The following is a 16,864-nucleotide window of genomic DNA, read 5'->3' on the forward strand; positions in this document are numbered from 1 at the left end:
CTCTTCGTACTGTTGTGCAACCCGTCCAGCCGGACGGGCAATAACAACAATGAGCGTCAGCCATGGCCGCTGTGTGCCTGCCCCTTCCGCCGGCCCGTGCGTCCACCGGCTCGCGCCTCATTCCTGTCCAGCTTGCGGGAGTGCAGGGCGATACAGCCGGCCTTCCCGCGACGACGCCTTCGCAGGAAGTCTTCGCATGACCAGCTCCGCCCACGTGCCCGCTGCCGGCACCCTCGATGTCCAGTCCTTCATCAACGCCCAGCCGCTGTCGCTGTACCAGTGCCGCATCGTACTGCTGTGCTTCCTCATCGTTTTCCTCGATGGCCTGGATACTGCCGCGATGGGCTTCATTGCCCCGGCGCTGACCCAGGACTGGGGCATCGACCGCGCCAGCCTCGGCCCGGTGATGAGTGCCGCGCTGATCGGCATGGTATTCGGTGCCCTGGGGTCCGGCCCACTGGCCGACCGCTTCGGGCGCAAGGGCGTGCTGGTGGTGGCGGTCTTCCTCTTCGGGTTGTTCAGCCTGATCTCGGCCTACAGCAGCAACCTCGAACAATTGATGGCGCTGCGACTGCTGACGGGTATCGGCCTGGGCGCGGCGATGCCCAACGCGACGACGCTGCTGTCGGAGTACACCCCGGAGCGTCTCAAGTCACTGCTGGTGACCAGCATGTTCTGTGGCTTCAACCTGGGCATGGCGGCGGGTGGTTTCGTCTCCGCCAAGCTGATACCGGCCTACGGCTGGCACAGCCTGCTGCTGCTCGGTGGTGTGCTGCCGCTGCTGCTGGCAGTGGTGTTGCTGCTGTGGTTGCCGGAGTCGGCGCGCTTCCTGGTGGTACGAAATCGCGGGGCGGACAGGGTCAAGCGGGTGCTGGCGCCGATCGCCCCGGCCGAGGTGGTCGCCGCCCGCGACTTCAGCGTGCCCGAGCAGAAGACGGTGCAGAGCCGCAACGTGTTCAAGGTGATTTTCTCCGGCACCTGCAGCGCGGGAACCCTGCTGTTGTGGCTGACCTATTTCATGGGCCTGGTGATCGTCTACCTGCTCACCAGCTGGCTGCCGACGCTGATGCGCGATGCCGGTGCGAGCATGCAGCAGGCCGCCTTCATCGGCGCGCTGTTCCAGCTCGGCGGGGTACTCAGTTCGGTGGCGGTGGGTTGGGCGATGGATCGCTTCAATCCGCACAAGGTCATCGGCATTTTCTATTGCCTGGCTGGGGTCTTTGCCTACTGCGTCGGGCAGAGCCTGGGCACCGTTACGCTGCTGGCGACCCTGGTGCTGGCCGCCGGCATGTGCGTGAACGGCGCGCAGTCGGCCATGCCGTCGCTGGCGGCGCGTTTCTACCCGACCCAGGGCCGCGCCACCGGGGTGTCCTGGATGCTCGGCATCGGTCGCTTCGGCGCCATCCTCGGTGCCTGGATCGGCGCGACCCTGCTGGGCCTGGGCTGGAACTTCGAGCAGGTGCTGACGGCGCTGATGGTACCGGCCGCCATCGCCACGGCGGCGGTGCTGATCAAGGGGCTGGTGAGCCACGCGGACGCCACCTGACGAAGCTTTCCGACGGGGCTGCGATGCAAGGTCGCGGCCCTCCCGTTCGCACCTGCTGCCAACGAGCCAATCAGACCTTTTGTCGGTTTTTTGGGTGTCGATGGGATGAAAGGTCGCAGAAGCTGAATGAGCGGTCGGAAAATCTTCCCGTTTCGCTGAAATAAACTTAACTCCCTGAAGAATTTGCTGTCGGACCTTTTAGCCAATCTTTGTCCTGGCACCCCAAAAGGGGGGTTCCACGCGGAGCCCGGCCACCTGACCGACGTTGGAAGAGTCCATGCTTCTTCATACAAAGGGATGCCCATCCCCCCGCCTGGCATCGTGGTGGGGGTCCGGACGCCAGGAAGGCTTCTCCCTGGTGGAACTCATGGTGGTCGTGGCGCTGCTGGCGATCTTCGCCGCTGTGGCCGTGCCCAGCTTCCGTACTCTGATCGAGTCCAGTCGGGTGCAGAGCGGTGCTTCGACCCTGTTCCGGCTGTTGCAGTCTTCACGCGCCGATGCGGTGAACACGCGCCAGACCCTGACGCTCTGCCCCAGCACTGGAAACCTGCAGTGGGTGGTGGTGCGCGCCAGTACCTGTGGCTCTAACGCCACCGTTGGCCAGCGGCTGGATTTGCCGAGCAGCCTCAGCGTGAGCAGTAGCGTCAGCAATCTTTCGTTCAAGCCCGATGGCACCGCCGCAACGGCCAACCTGGGCATTTCCAGCAGTGGCACCAGCAAGGCGTTCAGCATCAAGGTGGCCGCCTCGGGCTACATCAGCCTGCAGGGAGCGACCGGGCAATGAAGCAGCGCACGGCGGGGTTCAGTCTGGTGGAGGTGATGGTGGCCTTGCTGGTCACCTGCATCGGCGTACTCGGCATGCTTGCCATGCAGGGACGCACCATCGGTTACGCCCAGGACACCATCCTGCGCAGTAACGCGGCGGAGCTGGCGGATGAGCTGATGGAGCTCATGCGCACCGACCTCTACTCCACGCAGGACGGCAGCTCGGTCCAGGTGGTGCCGCCCTCCAGCTGGGGGTATTACAAGGCTGCCTCTGCGTCATTCCCTGCTGTCCCCAGCAGCTGCGCCTCTCTGGCATCGCTGACCGCCGGCCAGCGCCTGGCGTGCTGGTCGCAGCGGGTCAACCAGGCGCTGCCAGGCGCCTCGGACCTGGCCAGCGAGTTCTATGTCTGCCGCACCAACGGCACCACCACGTGCAGCAATACCGGGTCGGCCATCGAGATCCAACTGGCCTGGCGGGTGAAGGCTGGCGAGTGTCTGGATGCCACTGCCACCGGCGACAACACCATCTGCCGTTACGTGCTGCGGGAGGAACCCTAGGATGAACGGTCCAGGCGCACGCACCCAGTGCGGGGTGACGCTCATCGAGCTGATGATCGCCATGGGTCTGAGCCTGTTCCTGATTCTGGGCGTGACCCAGATGTTCCTCGACGGCCAGAACCGTTCCCGCTACTTCGACGGCCAGGCGCAGAACCAGGACAGCGCGCGCTACGCCCAGCAGATGCTCGACGGGCGCCTGACGAAAGCGGGCTACCGGCGACTGCCGTCCTCGCGTATGAGCGCCGCGTTTCCCGCCCAGACCAGCAACGGTTGCATCTTCACCGCCGGCCAGGCGCTGGTGCGGGTGGACGCCAATACCATCTGTTTGCGCTACCAGCCGCGTGATACCACCGACGTCGATTGCACCGGCGCATCTCTGGGCAGCCGTCCCGGAGTGAACAAGCCCTATGGCAATTACACCCCGAGCAACAACGTGGTCGAGAAGCTCACCCTCAGTAACGGTCAGCTGACCTGCAACGGCAGCACGCTGGTGGATAACGTGGTGGCGGTGCGCTTCGACTTCGGGGTGGACAGCAGCAGTAACGAGTTCAATCGTCAGGTGGCCCAGTACGTCGCCACGCCCGCCAGCGGCCAGACCGTGCGCAGCCTGCGCTACGCGTTGCTGCTGGCCAGCAGCGGTTCGGTGAGCGGCGGCCTGACGTCCACCACCTGCCAGCGCTGGCAGGACTTGTACGGCAGCAACGCCTGTACCGACGGCGATGGGCCCGTGCGGCGCATCGTCAGCGGTACCAGCATGTTGAGGAACCTGATGCCATGAACCGACTGACGTCCCGCCGGCAGCGCGGCGCGGTGTTGTTCATCGCCCTGGTGATGCTGATGCTGATCACCCTGGCCGCCGTCAGCGGCATGCGCGGCATGCAGCTGGAAGGGCGGATGACCGGCAATCGCCTGGAGCAGCAGCGGCTGATGAGTGCCGCCGAATCCGCGCTGCGCGAAGGGGAAGGGCGCCTGCGCAAGAACACGCGTGCACTGGACAACTGCTCGGCCGGGACGACGCCCTGCTTCACGGCGGCGGCGACGAACTACACCACCGACTTCAGCAGCTCCACCCTGTACACCGGCCCGGATGGCAGCACGAACCTGCTGCGCAGTGCGCGCTGGTACCTGCGCTACATCGCCAACAACTGCAAGGGCGGCGGCGGCGGCAGCAGCAACTCGTATCTGTCGAAGGGGCAAGTGGGCTGTACCTATTACTACGAGGTCAACTCGCAGGCGTACAAGGGCACGGCCACCAGCAAGGCCTGCGGTGCGGATGCGCTCTGCCTGCGCTCAACCTTCGGGCTGGTGATCCAGTGAAACGTTCCGGCCGCACAGGGAGGATGCCCACGCCATGAAGACGCTGCGCGCAACGCTGTTCCTGCTGCTCACCTGCCTGGCGGCTGCCCAGGCCTGGGGCGCGACCCTGGCGCAGACACCGCTGTTCGTCAGCAACATCGCTCCGCCGATCAACATGCTGGTCGTCGGCCGCGACCAGAAGCTGTACTTCCCGGCCTATAACGACGCCTCCGACATCGACGGCGATGGCCAACTGGATACCTATTACAAGCCCAGCATCGACTACACCGGCTACTTCGACTCCTACAAGTGCTACCTCTACGACGTGCTGAGCGGCACCTTCGCGCCCTCCAGCACCACCAGCACCAAGAAGTGCACCAGCGCGCCGGGGCGCTGGAGCGGCGACTACCTGAACTACCTGACCATGTCGCGCCAGGATGTGCTGCGCAAGGTCCTGTACGGTGGCTATCGCTCCACCGACACCACGCTCGCCACCGTGCTCGAGCGCGCCTTCATCCCCAATGATGCGCACACCTGGGGCAAGGAGTACCTGAGTGCTGATCGCGACGGCTACAACCTGGCCGACTACACGCCGATCAGCGCACCCACCAATGGCAAGTACGTGCTCTTCGCCAATACCTCCATCGGCTCCAGCACCGTTACGTCCTACAGCAGTAGCGCGTCTCCGCGGCTGCGCATTATCACCAGCACCCAGCAGACCCTCGGTACCTACCGCATCTGGGGCTGGGTTTCGCGTGAGTCCGTGCAGGGCAGCAACAGCATCACCAGCACCACCAACAGCACGACCACCATCGTTCCGGCCTATGACCTCAACGTCCGGGTGCAGGTGTGCGTGGCCGGCCTGCTGGAAAGCAACTGCGCCCAGTACGGCAGCGTGTACAAGCCAACGGGTGTGCTCCACGACTACGGCGCGGCGGACAAGATGTACTTCGGCCTGGTCACCGGCACCTACGCCAACAACCTGCGTGGCGGCGTGGTGCGCAAGGCGGCGGCGTCCTTCAGCAACGAATACAGCAGTACCAACGGCCGCTTCCTCACCGATTCCACCACCGGGACCGGTTGCCTCAATGGCCGCTGCTACGTGAACAACAGCGGCATTGTCGCCAACCTCGACCGCCTGGTGTTCTCCGCCGGTTGCACCGACTCCAGCGGCTACAACCTCAACCCGCTGACCAATGGCAAGTGCGTCGACTGGGGCAATCCGCTGGGCGAGATGGCCTACGAGACCCTCCGTTACTACGCTGGCAAGGCGCCCACCGCGGCCTATGCCGCCGGCACCGCCGACACCGGCCTGGGCCTCTCCAGCCTGACCAGCTGGACCAACCCCTACAGTACCTATCCGTCCTGCACCCGGCCGTTCATGACGCTGATGAGCGACGTCAACCCGAGCTACGACTCGGACGTGCCCGGCAGCACCCTGGGCACCGACAGTCAGCCGACCAACGACATCAGCTTCGACTTCGCCAGCCTCGGTGCCACCCTGTGGAGCCGCGAGGTCGGTGGCAGTGCGTCGGTGAACGTCGGCCAGTCCGGCAGCACCAACGACTCCGCGCCGACGGCGAAGACCGCCACCAGCTTCGCCACGATCCGTGGGCTTGCCGAGGAGCCCACGCGGCAGGGCAGCTACGCCACCTCCGCGGTGTCCTTCTTCGGCAGCCAGAACGTGCTGACCACCGCCGGCTCGAACAAGGTGCAGAGCTTCTCCATCGCCCAATCCTCGACCCTGCCCAACATTCGCATCAAGACCAGCAAGGGCACGTTGCGCCTGGTGCCCTTCAGCATGAACGTCAGCCAGAGCGTGGTCAGCCAGATCACCGGCTTCTACATCGACACCCTGACCAAGGACAGTGCCGGCAACCTCACTGCCATCACCTTCCGTGTGGTCTACGACGACTCCGCCCAGGGCCGCGACTACGACATGGACGCCATCGTGCTCTATACCGTGACGGCCAGGAGCGACGGCACCGTCGACGTCACCAGCCAGACCGAGTACTCGGTGGCCGGCGATGAGTCGCACATGGGCTACACCATGGCCGGCACCACCCGTGATGGTGTGTACCTGGAAGTCACCGGCGGCGGTAGCGGCTCGGTACGCAACAAGCTCGACACACCCGACGGCAAATATCCCGGCGATTGCTCGGCGACCGGAGTGACCTGCGCGCTGCTGCCCGGTCTGAACGGCAGCAGCGGGGCGCTCAGCGGCAGCCGCCTGGCCTACCACACGCGCAACTTCACACCTTCGGCGACCACCGCCGTGACCAACCTGCAGGACCCCATGTGGTACGCCGCCAAATACGGCAAGACCGACCTCACCAACTGGGACCGCGACGGCGATGGTGTGCCGGACAACTACTTCCTGGTCAGCAACCCCAGCAAGCTGGCCGCCCAGCTCAAGTCGGCCTTCGACGACATTCTCCAGCTCAACACCTCGGTCGCTGCGGTGGCGGCCGACTCGCAGTCCCTGGACAACGGCAGCTACACCTACGGCAGCAGCTTCGTCACCGGTGACTGGACCGGCGACCTGCTGAAGAAGCAGAAGATCATGACCACCAGCAGCTCCGGTGCGATCAGCACGGCCACCACCACCGTGTGGCGGGCATCGGCGCAACTGGGCACGCCCAGCGCGCGCAACATCCTGTTCGCCAAGAATGGCGCGCTCACGGCGTTCAACTGGAGCAACCTGACCACCGCCCAGCAGACCCAGCTCAACCGCACCGTCGCCGGCGTGGTGGACAGTCAGGGGCAGGCGCGGGTCGGTTTCCTGCGCGGCGAGAACACCACCTTCCGTACCCGCACGACGCTGCTCGGCGACATGATCAATTCCGCCCCGGTGCTGGTCAGCGGCGCCGACTACCTGGCGTCCCGCGCCAATGCCCTGGAAGGCAGCACGACCTACGCGGCGTTCGCCACGGCGGTGGCTGCGAAACCCTCGGTGGTCTACGTCGGCGCCAATGACGGCATGCTGCACGCCTTCAACGCGACCACCGGCGCCGAAATCTTCGCCTTCATCCCCAGCGCAGTCATCCCCAACCTCAACGCCCTTACCGCGCCGGACTATGGCAAACAGCAGGGTACCGAGCACCGCTATTTCGTCGACGGCACGCCGGTGGTGTCCGATGTCTATTACGGCTCCGCCTGGCACAAGGTCCTGGTCGGCAGCCTCGGCGCCGGCGGTCGCGAGGTCTTCGCCCTGGATGTCACCGACCCCACCGCACCCAGCCTGCTGTGGGAGTTCACCAGTGACAATGACAGTAGTCTGGGCTACACCGCCGCGCGCCCGAGCATCGCCCGACTGCACAACGGCAAGTGGGTGGCGCTGGTTCCCAATGGCTACGACGTCGGCAGCAGCAGTGCCTCGTTGCTGATCATCGATATCCAGACCGGCACGCTGCTGCGCAAGCTTACCGTCACCCCGAGCCTGACCGCCGCCGAAACCGCCGCGCTGGATACCCTCAACAATGGGCTGTCGCGACTGTACGTGGCCGACGCCAACAGTGACGGCATCGCCGACTACGCCTACGGTGGCGACCTGCTGGGCAATCTCTGGCGCTTCGACCTCATCGACACGAGCCTGGCTGACCCGCTCAACACCACCGCCTCGGAGGCGCGGTACGCCGTGTCCTTCGGCGGCAACCCGCTGTACGTCGCGCGCAATGCCAGCGGCACGCGCCAGCCGATCACCACGGCGCCCTATCTGGTCGATCATCCCAGCGGGATCGGTTACATCGTGGCCTTCGGCACGGGCCGCTACCTGCTCACCGCCGACAAGACCTCCACCGTGCAACAGAGCGTCTATGGCATCTGGGATCGCAAGATCGCCGGCGAGGCCACGACCTCCTCGCTGACGGCAGCGCGCACGCGCAGCGACCTGCAGGTGCAGACGCTCACTGCGAGCACCTTCAACACCACGCCCACCTATACCCTCAGCAACAACGACGTGCTCTGGTACGACAGCAGCGGCAACACCGCCGATGCCAACGTCACCAAGTGGGGCTGGTACTTCGACTTCCCGGTCGCCGGCGAGCGGCAGATCTACGACATGACGCTATACGGCTCGAGCCTCATCTTCACCAGTTCCACGCCGCAGACCGGCACCTGCGCCGCGGGGCTTTCCGGCACCCGCTACGCCATCGATCCGGAACGCGGCGGGCAGACGCCGTACAACGTCTTCGACCTGAACAACGACGGCACCTACGATTCGCTCTCGGCCTTCATCACTGGTGGTGGCGACATCACCGTCTCCGGTGGGTACACCTACAGCGGCTCGGACAGCACCACTGGCGTGTCGGACACCATTCGCACCAATACCGGCACGGTAAGCGGCCGGCGTACCTGGCAGATCCAGCCAGCCAACTGACAGGAATGCAGCATGAATCAACATCGGCAGGAGAGGGGATTCACCCTGATCGAACTGATGATCACGGTCGTGATAGTGGCAATCCTCGCCGCCATCGCGTTTCCCAGTTACCAGCGCTACGTGCTGCGGAGTCATCGTGTCGAAGCGCAGTCCGTACTGAGCGAGGCGGCTGCCCGCCAGGAGCGCTACTACTCGCAGAACAACGCCTACGCCAGTACCGCTGCGGCGCTGAACATGACCAGCAATGTCAGTGCCTTGCGGTACTACAGCCTGGCCATATCCAACGTCACGGCCACCACCTACACGCTGACAGCCACCGCCACGGGAGCCCAGGCCAAGGATGCCCAGTGCCTGAGCCTGAGCCTCGATGAGGCCGGCACTCGCAGCAACACCGGAACCGGGACCGGCACCACCTGCTGGCAATGAATCGGCGCCGAAAGCGTGCGATTGGCGAACACTGCGCCACTGGTTGAATTGCGCGGGTGGTTCCATGTGCCTAGGGTGAAGCGGATTCGTGGGCCTGCCTTGCACCTGAATTGCCCGCGCGACCGTCCATCTCGGCCAATGCCCGTCTTTCGGGGGTACGGCTTAGACTGGGCACATGAGCCGCGACAAAGAGCGCGGCCAGACACAAGAGTGAGTGCCTGTATGCAAAGCCTGCTGAGCGAGCGCAGCCGCGTGTTCGAGCGTGCCGACCCCTATGCGGTATCCGGCTACGTCAACCAGCATGTGGGCACCCACGATCTGCGCCTGCCGGCCCACGGCCAGCCCCGGGCCAGCCTCAACCATCGCCGTTTCGCCAGCCTCGACCTGTGCCGCATCAGCTACGGCGGCGCGGTGCGGGTGACCTCGCCGGCGCTGGAAAGCATCTTCCACCTGCAGATCCTGCTCAGCGGCCACTGCCTGTGGCGCGGCCAACGGCAGGAGCACTACCTGGCGCCGGGCGAGCTGCTGCTGATCAATCCGGACGACCCGGTGGACCTGACCTACTCGGACGACTGCGAGAAATTCATCCTGAAGATTCCGGTGACGCTGCTGGACACCATCTGCGCCGAGCAGCGCTGGAACCCTCCACGCGGGGGCGTGCGCTTCACCGAGAACCGCTACCAGCTGGGTGAACTGGAGGGGTTCGTCAACCTGCTGTCGATGGTCTGCCAGGAGTCCGAGGCAAGCGAGCGCCTGGCGCGGGTCGACGAGCACTACCAGCAGATCGTCGCCAGCAAACTGCTTACGCTGCTGAAGACCAACGTCAGCCGCGAACCCATCGCCGGCGCCAGTGCCTCCTTCGAGCGCATCGAGGCGTACATCGAGGGTCACCTGCGCGAGGACATCGATGTCGAGGCCCTGGCGCGCCAGGCGTCGATGAGCCTGCGTTCGCTCTATGCGCTGTTCGAGCGACATGCCGGCGTCACGCCGCGCCAGTACATCCGCCGTCTCAAGCTGGAGCGCATCCGCGCCTGCCTGGCGGACCCGGCGTGCAACGTCCGCAGCGTGACCGAGCTGGCGCTGGACTATGGCTTCCTGCACCTGGGGCGGTTTGCCGAGGGGTATCGGCAGCAGTTCGGGGAGCTGCCGTCGGAGACGCTCAAGCGCCGCGGGTGAATCGACGCAGACCTGTCGAGAGCCTCATGGCGAATAGCCCATCGCGGACGGAGTCCGCTTCTACGAGAGCACGCCACGTTCTTCTACTGGTTCTGCTTTGATGAGTTCCAGAAAAACCTCCGCGCACTCCGGACGGCCCCTTTCAGGAGGCCTCGTTGAATTGGAGTTTCAGGGGTTGAGCGGCATGGATGCCGCGAGAGCCGCGATGGGCCAGGGATGGCCCTTCGCGGCGTGCCCCTGAAACTTCGATTCAACGAGGGCATTTTTCGCCCCAAGCGAAAAACCGGATGGAGGGGCAAGCGCTTTGGTTACTTTCTCGCGTTTGAGAAAGTGACTCGCCCGAGGGGGCGAAACGAGATGTCAGCGCGTACGCCGAAGCGGCGTGGACGTCCCTAGGCGGAAGCAAGAAAAACGCCGGTTAGGCGTGCTTCTGGGACTTGTCCTCCACCACCTCTGCACAAAACGGATAGCACTCTGCACAAAGCGGCTATTGCCCCTTCGAACCCCGCCCTAACCTGAGCCTGCCTGAACAATAACAACGGAGGCCCCGGCCATGTCCCTGGGTATCGAGTACTTGCGTTCGCTGCTTGAGGAAGACCCCGAGAAGGGCGTCTACCGCTGCCGGCGGGAGATGTTCACCGACCCGCGCCTGTTCGACCTGGAGATGAAGCACATCTTCGAAGGCAACTGGGTCTACCTCGCCCATGAAAGCCAGATCCCCGAGAAGAACGATTTCCTGACGACCATGATCGGTCGCCAGTCCGTCTTCATCGCGCGCAACAAGGACGGCGTGCTCAACGCCTTCCTCAACGCCTGCAGCCACAAGGGCGCCATGCTCTGCCGGCACAAGTCCGGCAACCGCTCCAGCTACACCTGTCCGTTCCACGGCTGGACCTTCAACAACTCCGGCAAGCTGCTCAAGGTGAAGGACCCGGCCGAGGCCGGCTATCCGGAAGGCTTCAACTGCGAAGGCTCCCACGACCTGACCAGCGTGGCGCGCTTCGAGTCCTACCGCGGCTTCCTCTTCGGCAGCCTGAAGGCCGACGTCAAGCCGCTGGTGGAGCACCTGGGCGAGTCCGCGAAGATCATCGACATGATCGTCGACCAGTCCCCCGAAGGCCTGGAAGTGCTGCGCGGTTCCTCCAGCTACATCTACGAAGGCAACTGGAAGCTCACCGCCGAGAACGGCGCGGACGGCTACCACGTCAGCTCGGTGCACTGGAACTACGCTGCCACGCAGAACCAGCGTCAGCAGCGCGAGGCTGGTGACGAAGTGAAAACCATGAGTGCCGGCGGCTGGGCCAAGCACGGCGGTGGTTTCTATTCCTTCGACCACGGCCATCTGCTGCTCTGGAGCCGCTGGGCCAACCCCGAGGCGCGCCCGGCCTTCGAGCGCCGCGACGAGCTGGCCCGCGACCATGGCCAGGCACGCGCCGACTGGATGATCGAGAACTCGCGCAACCTCTGCCTGTACCCCAACGTCTACCTGATGGACCAGTTCAGTTCGCAGATCCGCATCGCCCGGCCCATCGACGTCAACCGCACCGAGATCACCATCTACTGCATCGCGCCGAAAGGCGAGAGTGCCGAGGCGCGCGCGCAGCGAATCCGCCAGTACGAGGATTTCTTCAACGTCAGCGGCATGGCCACACCGGACGACCTGGAGGAGTTCCGCTCCTGCCAGCAGGCCTACCAGGGCAGCGCGGGCGGCTGGAACGACATGTCGCGCGGGGCGACGCACTGGATCGACGGTGCCGATGACGCGGCGCGGGAGATCGACCTGGCGCCGGCGCTGTCCGGCGTGCGCACCGAGGACGAAGGCCTGTTCGTGCTGCAGCACCAGTACTGGCAGCAGACCATGATCGACGCGCTGGCGGCCGAGCAGGCCAAGCGCATCGTGCTGAAAGAGGAGGGCGTGCGATGAGCCGCTACGAGACCGTCCGCGACTTCCTCTACCGCGAAGCGCGCTACCTCGACGACAAGGACTGGGACTCCTGGCTGGAGCTGTACGCCGCCGACGCCACCTTCTGGATGCCCTCCTGGGACGACCGCGACCAGCTCACCGAAGACCCGCAGCGGGAAATCTCACTGATCTGGTACGGCAATCGCGGCGGCCTCGAAGACCGCGTGTTCCGGATCAAGACCGAGCGTTCCAGCGCGACCCTGCCGGACACCCGCACCTCGCACAACCTCAGCAATATCGAGGTGCTCGGCGAGGCCGACGGGCAGTGCCAGGTGCGCTTCAACTGGCACACCCTGAGCTTCCGCTACAAGACCGTCGACAGCTACTTCGGCACCAGCTTCTACACGCTCGACGTGCGTGGCGAGCAACCGCGGGTGTTGGCGAAGAAGGTGGTCCTGAAGAACGACTACGTCAGGCAAGTCATCGACATTTACCACATCTGATTCGCCGTCCGGGCTGTGCGTCGCGCGCGTGGAATCGCCGCGCGCGACGCCGCCTGCGCGGAACCGAGGTGCACACCATGAACCACAAGATCGCCCTCAACTTCGAAGACGGCGTTACCCGCTTCATCGACGCCAGCCCCAGCGAAACCGTGGCCGATGCGGCCTATCGACAGGGCATCAACATCCCGCTGGACTGCCGCGACGGCGCCTGCGGCACCTGCAAGTGCTTTGCCGAAGCCGGTCGCTATGACCTGGGCCAGGAGTACATCGAGGACGCGCTGACCGAGGACGAAGCCGAGCAGGGCTACGTGCTCACCTGCCAGATGCGCGCGCAGAGCGATTGCGTGGTGCGCGTGCCGGCCTCCTCGCACGTCTGCAAGACTGCCCAGGCCAGCTTCGAGGCCAGCATCAGCGCCGTGCGCCAGCTCTCCGAAAGCACCATTTCCCTGTCCATCCAGGGCGAGTCGCTGAGCAGGCTGGCCTTCCTGCCGGGGCAGTACGTGAACCTGCAGGTGCCCGGCAGCGAACAGAGCCGCGCCTATTCCTTCAGCTCGCTGCAGAAAGGCGGTGAAGTCAGCTTCCTGATCCGCAACGTGCCGGGCGGGCTGATGAGCAGCTTCCTCACCGGCCTGGCGCAAGCCGGCGACACGATGACCCTGGCCGGCCCGCTGGGCAGTTTCTACCTGCGCGAGATCCAGCGGCCCCTGCTGTTGCTTGCCGGCGGCACGGGCCTGGCGCCCTTCACCGCGATGCTCGAGCAGATCGCCGAGCGCGGCAGCGAGCATCCGCTGCACCTGATCTACGGCGTCACCCATGACGTCGACCTGGTGGAGACGGATCGCCTGGAGGCCTTCGCCGCGCGTATCCCTAACTTCACCTGGAGCGCCTGCGTCGCCAGCCCCGAGAGCAGCTACCCGCGCAAGGGCTATGTCACCCAGCACATCGAGCCCCTGCACCTGAATGACGGCGAGGTGGACATCTACCTCTGCGGTCCGCCGCCGATGGTCGAAGCGGTGAGCCACTACATCCGTGAACAGGGCATCACGCCGGCGAATTTCTATTACGAGAAGTTTGCCGCCAGCGCCGCCTGACCCCGGATGGCGCCTGCATACCCAGTGGGTATGCAGGCATGCCGACAAAGTATTTTTCCTCTGCGCCGACGCACCCTAGCCTCCGGGCTGGGCCCCTGGCAGGGCCTGCATAACAACAATCAGCGAGGCATCGCCCTCGCAGCGGAGACCCCCATGAGCCAGACGTGCAACATACCTGACGTGATAGATCACGCCGCTTTGAGTTCCTTCCAGTGGCGCGTGTTCGCCCTGTGTTTCCTGGTCGCCATCTTCGATGGCTTCGATACCCAGGCCATTGCCTACACGGGGCCGGCGATCATCGAGACCCTCCAGCTTTCTACCGGTGGCCTGGCGCCGATCCTCAGCGCCGGTATCGTCGGCATGGCCCTGGGCGCCATGGCGCTGGGGCTGTTCGGTGACCGTTTCGGCCGCCGCCCGACGGTCATGGGCGCGGTCGCGCTATTCGCCCTCGCCACCCTGGCCACGGCCTTCGCCACCAGCGCCGAGCAGATTCTGGTCCTGCGCTTTCTCGCTGGCCTCGGCATGGGCGGCGCCACGCCCGTGCTGCTGGCATTGGCTTCCGAGTACGGCCCGGCGCGCCTGCGCGGTGCCATCGTCACCGGCATCCTGCTGGGCCTTCCGGCGGGCGCCATGCTGGGCGGGCTGCTCGCCGCCCAGCTCATGCCGCTGATTGGCTGGCAGGGGATTTTCCTCGCCGGCGGGCTGTTGCCGCTGGCGCTGCTGGCAGGCCTGTACTTCGCGCTGCCGGAGTCGCTGCAGTTCCTGGCGACCCGATCGGGCGAGACCGCACAGGTGCGCCGCATTCTCGCGCGGATCAGTTCGCGGACGCTCGCCGATGACGTGCGCTTCAGCGTGCCGGAAACCGCCACCCGCACCAGTGTGCGCGCCCTGTTCGGGCCGGGCCTGGCGCGCAATACCCTCGCCGTCTGGCTGACCTACCTGTTCAACTGGGTCGCCTGGTTCATGTTCCTCTCCTGGCTGCCCACCGTGCTGAAGACCGCCGGTCTGCCGGTGGAACAGGCGCCGCTGGGGACCGTCACGGTCAACGCGGTGTTCATCCTCTGCGCCATCCCGCTGTCGATCCTGCTGCCGCGCCTGAACACCCGCAATGTGCTGCTCGGCCTGTTCGCCCTCGGTGTACTGGTCAGCCTTGGCCTGTCCCTGAGCGGCAGCAACTGGGCACTGGTGTTCCTGCTGATCGGGGCCGCGGGCCTGGGCATCGGCGGGCAGCAGATCGCCCTCAACTACCTGGTGGTCTCCGCCTACCCGACCAGCCTGCGCGCCACGGCCACCGGTTGGGCCATCGGCCTGGGCCGGGTAGGCGCCATCATCGGCTCCGCCCTGGGCGGAACCTTCCTCGAATGGGGCGGCGTCGCCGGTTTCTACCTGGCGCTGGCCGTCCCCCTGCTGCTGGCGCTGGTCGCCGTGGCCCTCATCCGCGGCAGCGAGAAGCCTTCGGGCGGGCTCGTGGCCGCGCACTGACAGGAGAACGTCATGTCCCGTTTCGACAACAAGGTTGCCCTCGTCACCGGCGCTGCGCAGGGTATTGGCCGGCGCGTCGCCGAGCGGCTGGTGGAAGAGGGCGCGAAGGTCATCGCCGTGGATCGCTCGGAGATTGTCCACGAGTTGCAGGACACCCTCGGCCAGCACGGCGAAGTGCTCACGCTGACTGCCGATCTGGAGCGTTTCGCCGACTGCCAGGGCGTGGTCGAGCAGACGCTGGAGCGCTTCGGCCGTCTCGACATCCTGGTCAACAACGTCGGCGGCACCATCTGGGCGAAGCCCTTCGAGCACTACGCCGAAGATGAAATCGAAGCCGAGGTACGCCGCTCGCTGTTCCCCACGTTGTGGTGCTGCCGCGCGGCGCTGGTGCCGATGCTGGAGCAGGGTGCGGGCGCCATCGTCAACGTCTCGTCGATCGCCACCCGTGGGGTGAACCGCGTGCCCTACGGCGCGGCGAAGGGCGGGGTGAACGCGCTGACCGCCTGCCTGGCCTTCGAGACCGCCGAGCGCGGCGTGCGGGTCAATGCCACCGCGCCCGGCGGCACCGAGGCGCCGCCCCGGCGTATCCCGCGCAACGCGGCACCGCAGAGCGGCGAGGAGAAAGCCTGGTACCAGCAGATCGTCGACCAGACCGTCAGCAGCAGCCTGATGAAGCGCTACGGCAGCATCGACGAGCAGGTCGGCGCGATCCTCTTCCTCGCGTCCGACGAAGCCAGCTACATCACCGGCGTGACCCTGCCGGTGGGTGGCGGCGACCTGGGCTGAGTCGCCGCGATGATGCGCTTACGGCAGGCTCGCGCCGATCAGTTGCAGGCAGCGTTGCAGCGGCGCACTGACGTCGCCGCGGCGCTGGCTGAGGATGATCGGCGAGACCGCCTCGGCGTCGGTCAGCGTGGCGTAGCCGATGTCGGCGCGGTGCTGCTGTTGCACCGACGCCGGCACCAGCGCCACGCCCAGGCCGGCGGCGACCAGGCCGATGGCGGTCTGCAGTTCGTTGGTCCATTGCGCGACGCGCACGCTCAGGCCGTGGTTGGCGAACAGCGCCAGCACATGGTCGGCATAGCTGGGGCGCGGGTTGGCGGGGTAGAGCACGAAGTCCTCGCCGGCCAGTTGCGCAAGGCTCAGCGGCGCGCCGAGCAGGCGATGCCCGGCCGGCAGCACGGCGACCATCGGCTCCTCGCGCAATACCTGCTGGGTAATGGCGGGGTCGTCGATGCGGATGCGCCCGAAGCCGATGTCGATGCGCCCGCTTTTCAGCGCCTCGACCTGCTGCACCGTGGTCATCTCCTGCAGCCCCAGTTCCAGCCCGGCGTCGCCGCGCAACGCGCGGATCAGCTCGGGCAGGCCGTCGTACAGGGTCGAGGGCGCGAAGCCGATGCCGAACCACTGGCGTTCGCCCTGGCCGATGCGCCGGGTGCTCTGGCAGATGCTGTCCAGCTGGGCCAGCAGGGTGCCGGTCTGCTCGTGGAAATAGCGCCCGGCGTCGGTCAGGCGCAGCGGCCTGCCACGCTCCAGCAAAGGCACGCCGAGCAGTTCCTCCAGTTGCTGGATCTGCCGGCTCAGCGGTGGCTGGGCGATGTGCAGGCGCTCGGCGGCGCGGGTGAAGTTGAGGGTGCCGGCCACTTCGCGGAAATAGCGCAGGTGTCGCAGCTCCATGATACCTCCAGGGTATGCAACAAGATGGCAACGATATTGGACTGCCTGCAGGCCCCGGCGCAA

Annotated in this window: 14 protein-coding genes; 13 read left to right on the forward strand and 1 reads right to left on the reverse strand. The window is 65.8% G+C overall.

From position 1 onward, the window contains the following. The first annotated feature begins 196 nt into the window (after positions 1–196). The 13 genes from pcaK to AC1ZV1_RS11535 all read left to right on the forward strand — a co-directional run bounded on the left by pcaK (position 197) and on the right by AC1ZV1_RS11535 (position 15,910). The gene (gene pcaK / locus AC1ZV1_RS11475) at positions 197–1,546 is read left to right on the forward strand and encodes a 4-hydroxybenzoate transporter PcaK (RefSeq protein ID WP_484296815.1); all 1,350 of its coding nucleotides are present in this window, start codon (positions 197–199) and stop codon (positions 1,544–1,546) included. A 367-nt stretch (positions 1,547–1,913) separates the two neighbouring features. Beyond that, positions 1,914–2,330 carry a GspH/FimT family pseudopilin gene (locus AC1ZV1_RS11480; RefSeq protein WP_484297545.1) on the forward strand — a complete coding sequence of 139 codons (417 nt, stop codon included), beginning with the start codon at positions 1,914–1,916 and terminating at the stop codon, positions 2,328–2,330. After that, on the forward strand, positions 2,327–2,869 hold the full coding sequence (gene pilV, locus AC1ZV1_RS11485; protein WP_484296816.1) for a type IV pilus modification protein PilV: 543 nt from the start codon (positions 2,327–2,329) through the stop codon (positions 2,867–2,869). Before AC1ZV1_RS11480 ends, pilV begins: the two co-directional genes overlap by 4 nt. A gap of 1 nt (position 2,870) precedes the next feature. Next, a complete protein-coding gene (locus AC1ZV1_RS11490; protein ID WP_484296817.1) occupies positions 2,871–3,647 on the forward strand; it encodes a PilW family protein in 777 nt (258 codons plus the stop codon). Next, the gene (locus AC1ZV1_RS11495) at positions 3,644–4,186 is read left to right on the forward strand and encodes a pilus assembly PilX family protein (protein ID WP_484296818.1); all 543 of its coding nucleotides are present in this window, start codon (positions 3,644–3,646) and stop codon (positions 4,184–4,186) included. The genes AC1ZV1_RS11490 and AC1ZV1_RS11495 overlap by 4 nt, the downstream gene beginning before the upstream one ends. 34 nt (positions 4,187–4,220) lie before the next feature. Continuing rightward, the gene (locus AC1ZV1_RS11500; RefSeq protein ID WP_484296819.1) at positions 4,221–8,543 is read left to right on the forward strand and encodes a pilus assembly protein; all 4,323 of its coding nucleotides are present in this window, start codon (positions 4,221–4,223) and stop codon (positions 8,541–8,543) included. A 12-nt stretch (positions 8,544–8,555) separates the two neighbouring features. After that, a complete protein-coding gene (locus AC1ZV1_RS11505; RefSeq protein ID WP_484296820.1) occupies positions 8,556–8,969 on the forward strand; it encodes a type IV pilin protein in 414 nt (137 codons plus the stop codon). A 222-nt stretch (positions 8,970–9,191) separates the two neighbouring features. Next, positions 9,192–10,145, forward strand: a complete 954-nt coding sequence (locus AC1ZV1_RS11510; protein ID WP_484296821.1) for an AraC family transcriptional regulator — start codon at positions 9,192–9,194, stop codon at positions 10,143–10,145. A gap of 553 nt (positions 10,146–10,698) precedes the next feature. Then, positions 10,699–12,069 (forward strand): benzoate 1,2-dioxygenase large subunit, encoded by a 1,371-nt coding sequence (gene benA / locus AC1ZV1_RS11515; protein ID WP_484296822.1) that lies wholly within the window; start codon positions 10,699–10,701, stop codon positions 12,067–12,069. Further along, the gene (gene benB, locus AC1ZV1_RS11520) at positions 12,066–12,551 is read left to right on the forward strand and encodes a benzoate 1,2-dioxygenase small subunit (RefSeq protein ID WP_484296823.1); all 486 of its coding nucleotides are present in this window, start codon (positions 12,066–12,068) and stop codon (positions 12,549–12,551) included. The genes benA and benB overlap by 4 nt, the downstream gene beginning before the upstream one ends. A 77-nt stretch (positions 12,552–12,628) precedes the next feature. Next, positions 12,629–13,642, forward strand: coding sequence for a benzoate 1,2-dioxygenase electron transfer component BenC (benC, locus tag AC1ZV1_RS11525; protein WP_484296824.1), 1,014 nt, complete (start codon positions 12,629–12,631; stop codon positions 13,640–13,642). A gap of 153 nt (positions 13,643–13,795) precedes the next feature. Continuing rightward, a complete protein-coding gene (locus AC1ZV1_RS11530; RefSeq protein WP_484296825.1) occupies positions 13,796–15,124 on the forward strand; it encodes an MFS transporter in 1,329 nt (442 codons plus the stop codon). A gap of 12 nt (positions 15,125–15,136) precedes the next feature. Beyond that, positions 15,137–15,910, forward strand: a complete 774-nt coding sequence (locus AC1ZV1_RS11535) for a 1,6-dihydroxycyclohexa-2,4-diene-1-carboxylate dehydrogenase (protein WP_484296826.1) — start codon at positions 15,137–15,139, stop codon at positions 15,908–15,910. A gap of 18 nt (positions 15,911–15,928) precedes the next feature. Here the strand turns inward: AC1ZV1_RS11535 and AC1ZV1_RS11540 are convergent, their stop codons facing one another. After that, the gene (locus AC1ZV1_RS11540) at positions 15,929–16,801 is read right to left on the reverse strand and encodes a LysR family transcriptional regulator (RefSeq protein ID WP_484296827.1); all 873 of its coding nucleotides are present in this window, start codon (positions 16,799–16,801) and stop codon (positions 15,929–15,931) included. Positions 16,802–16,864: the final 63 nt, after the last annotated feature.

Source organism: Pseudomonas sp. BB438 (assembly GCF_057180225.1).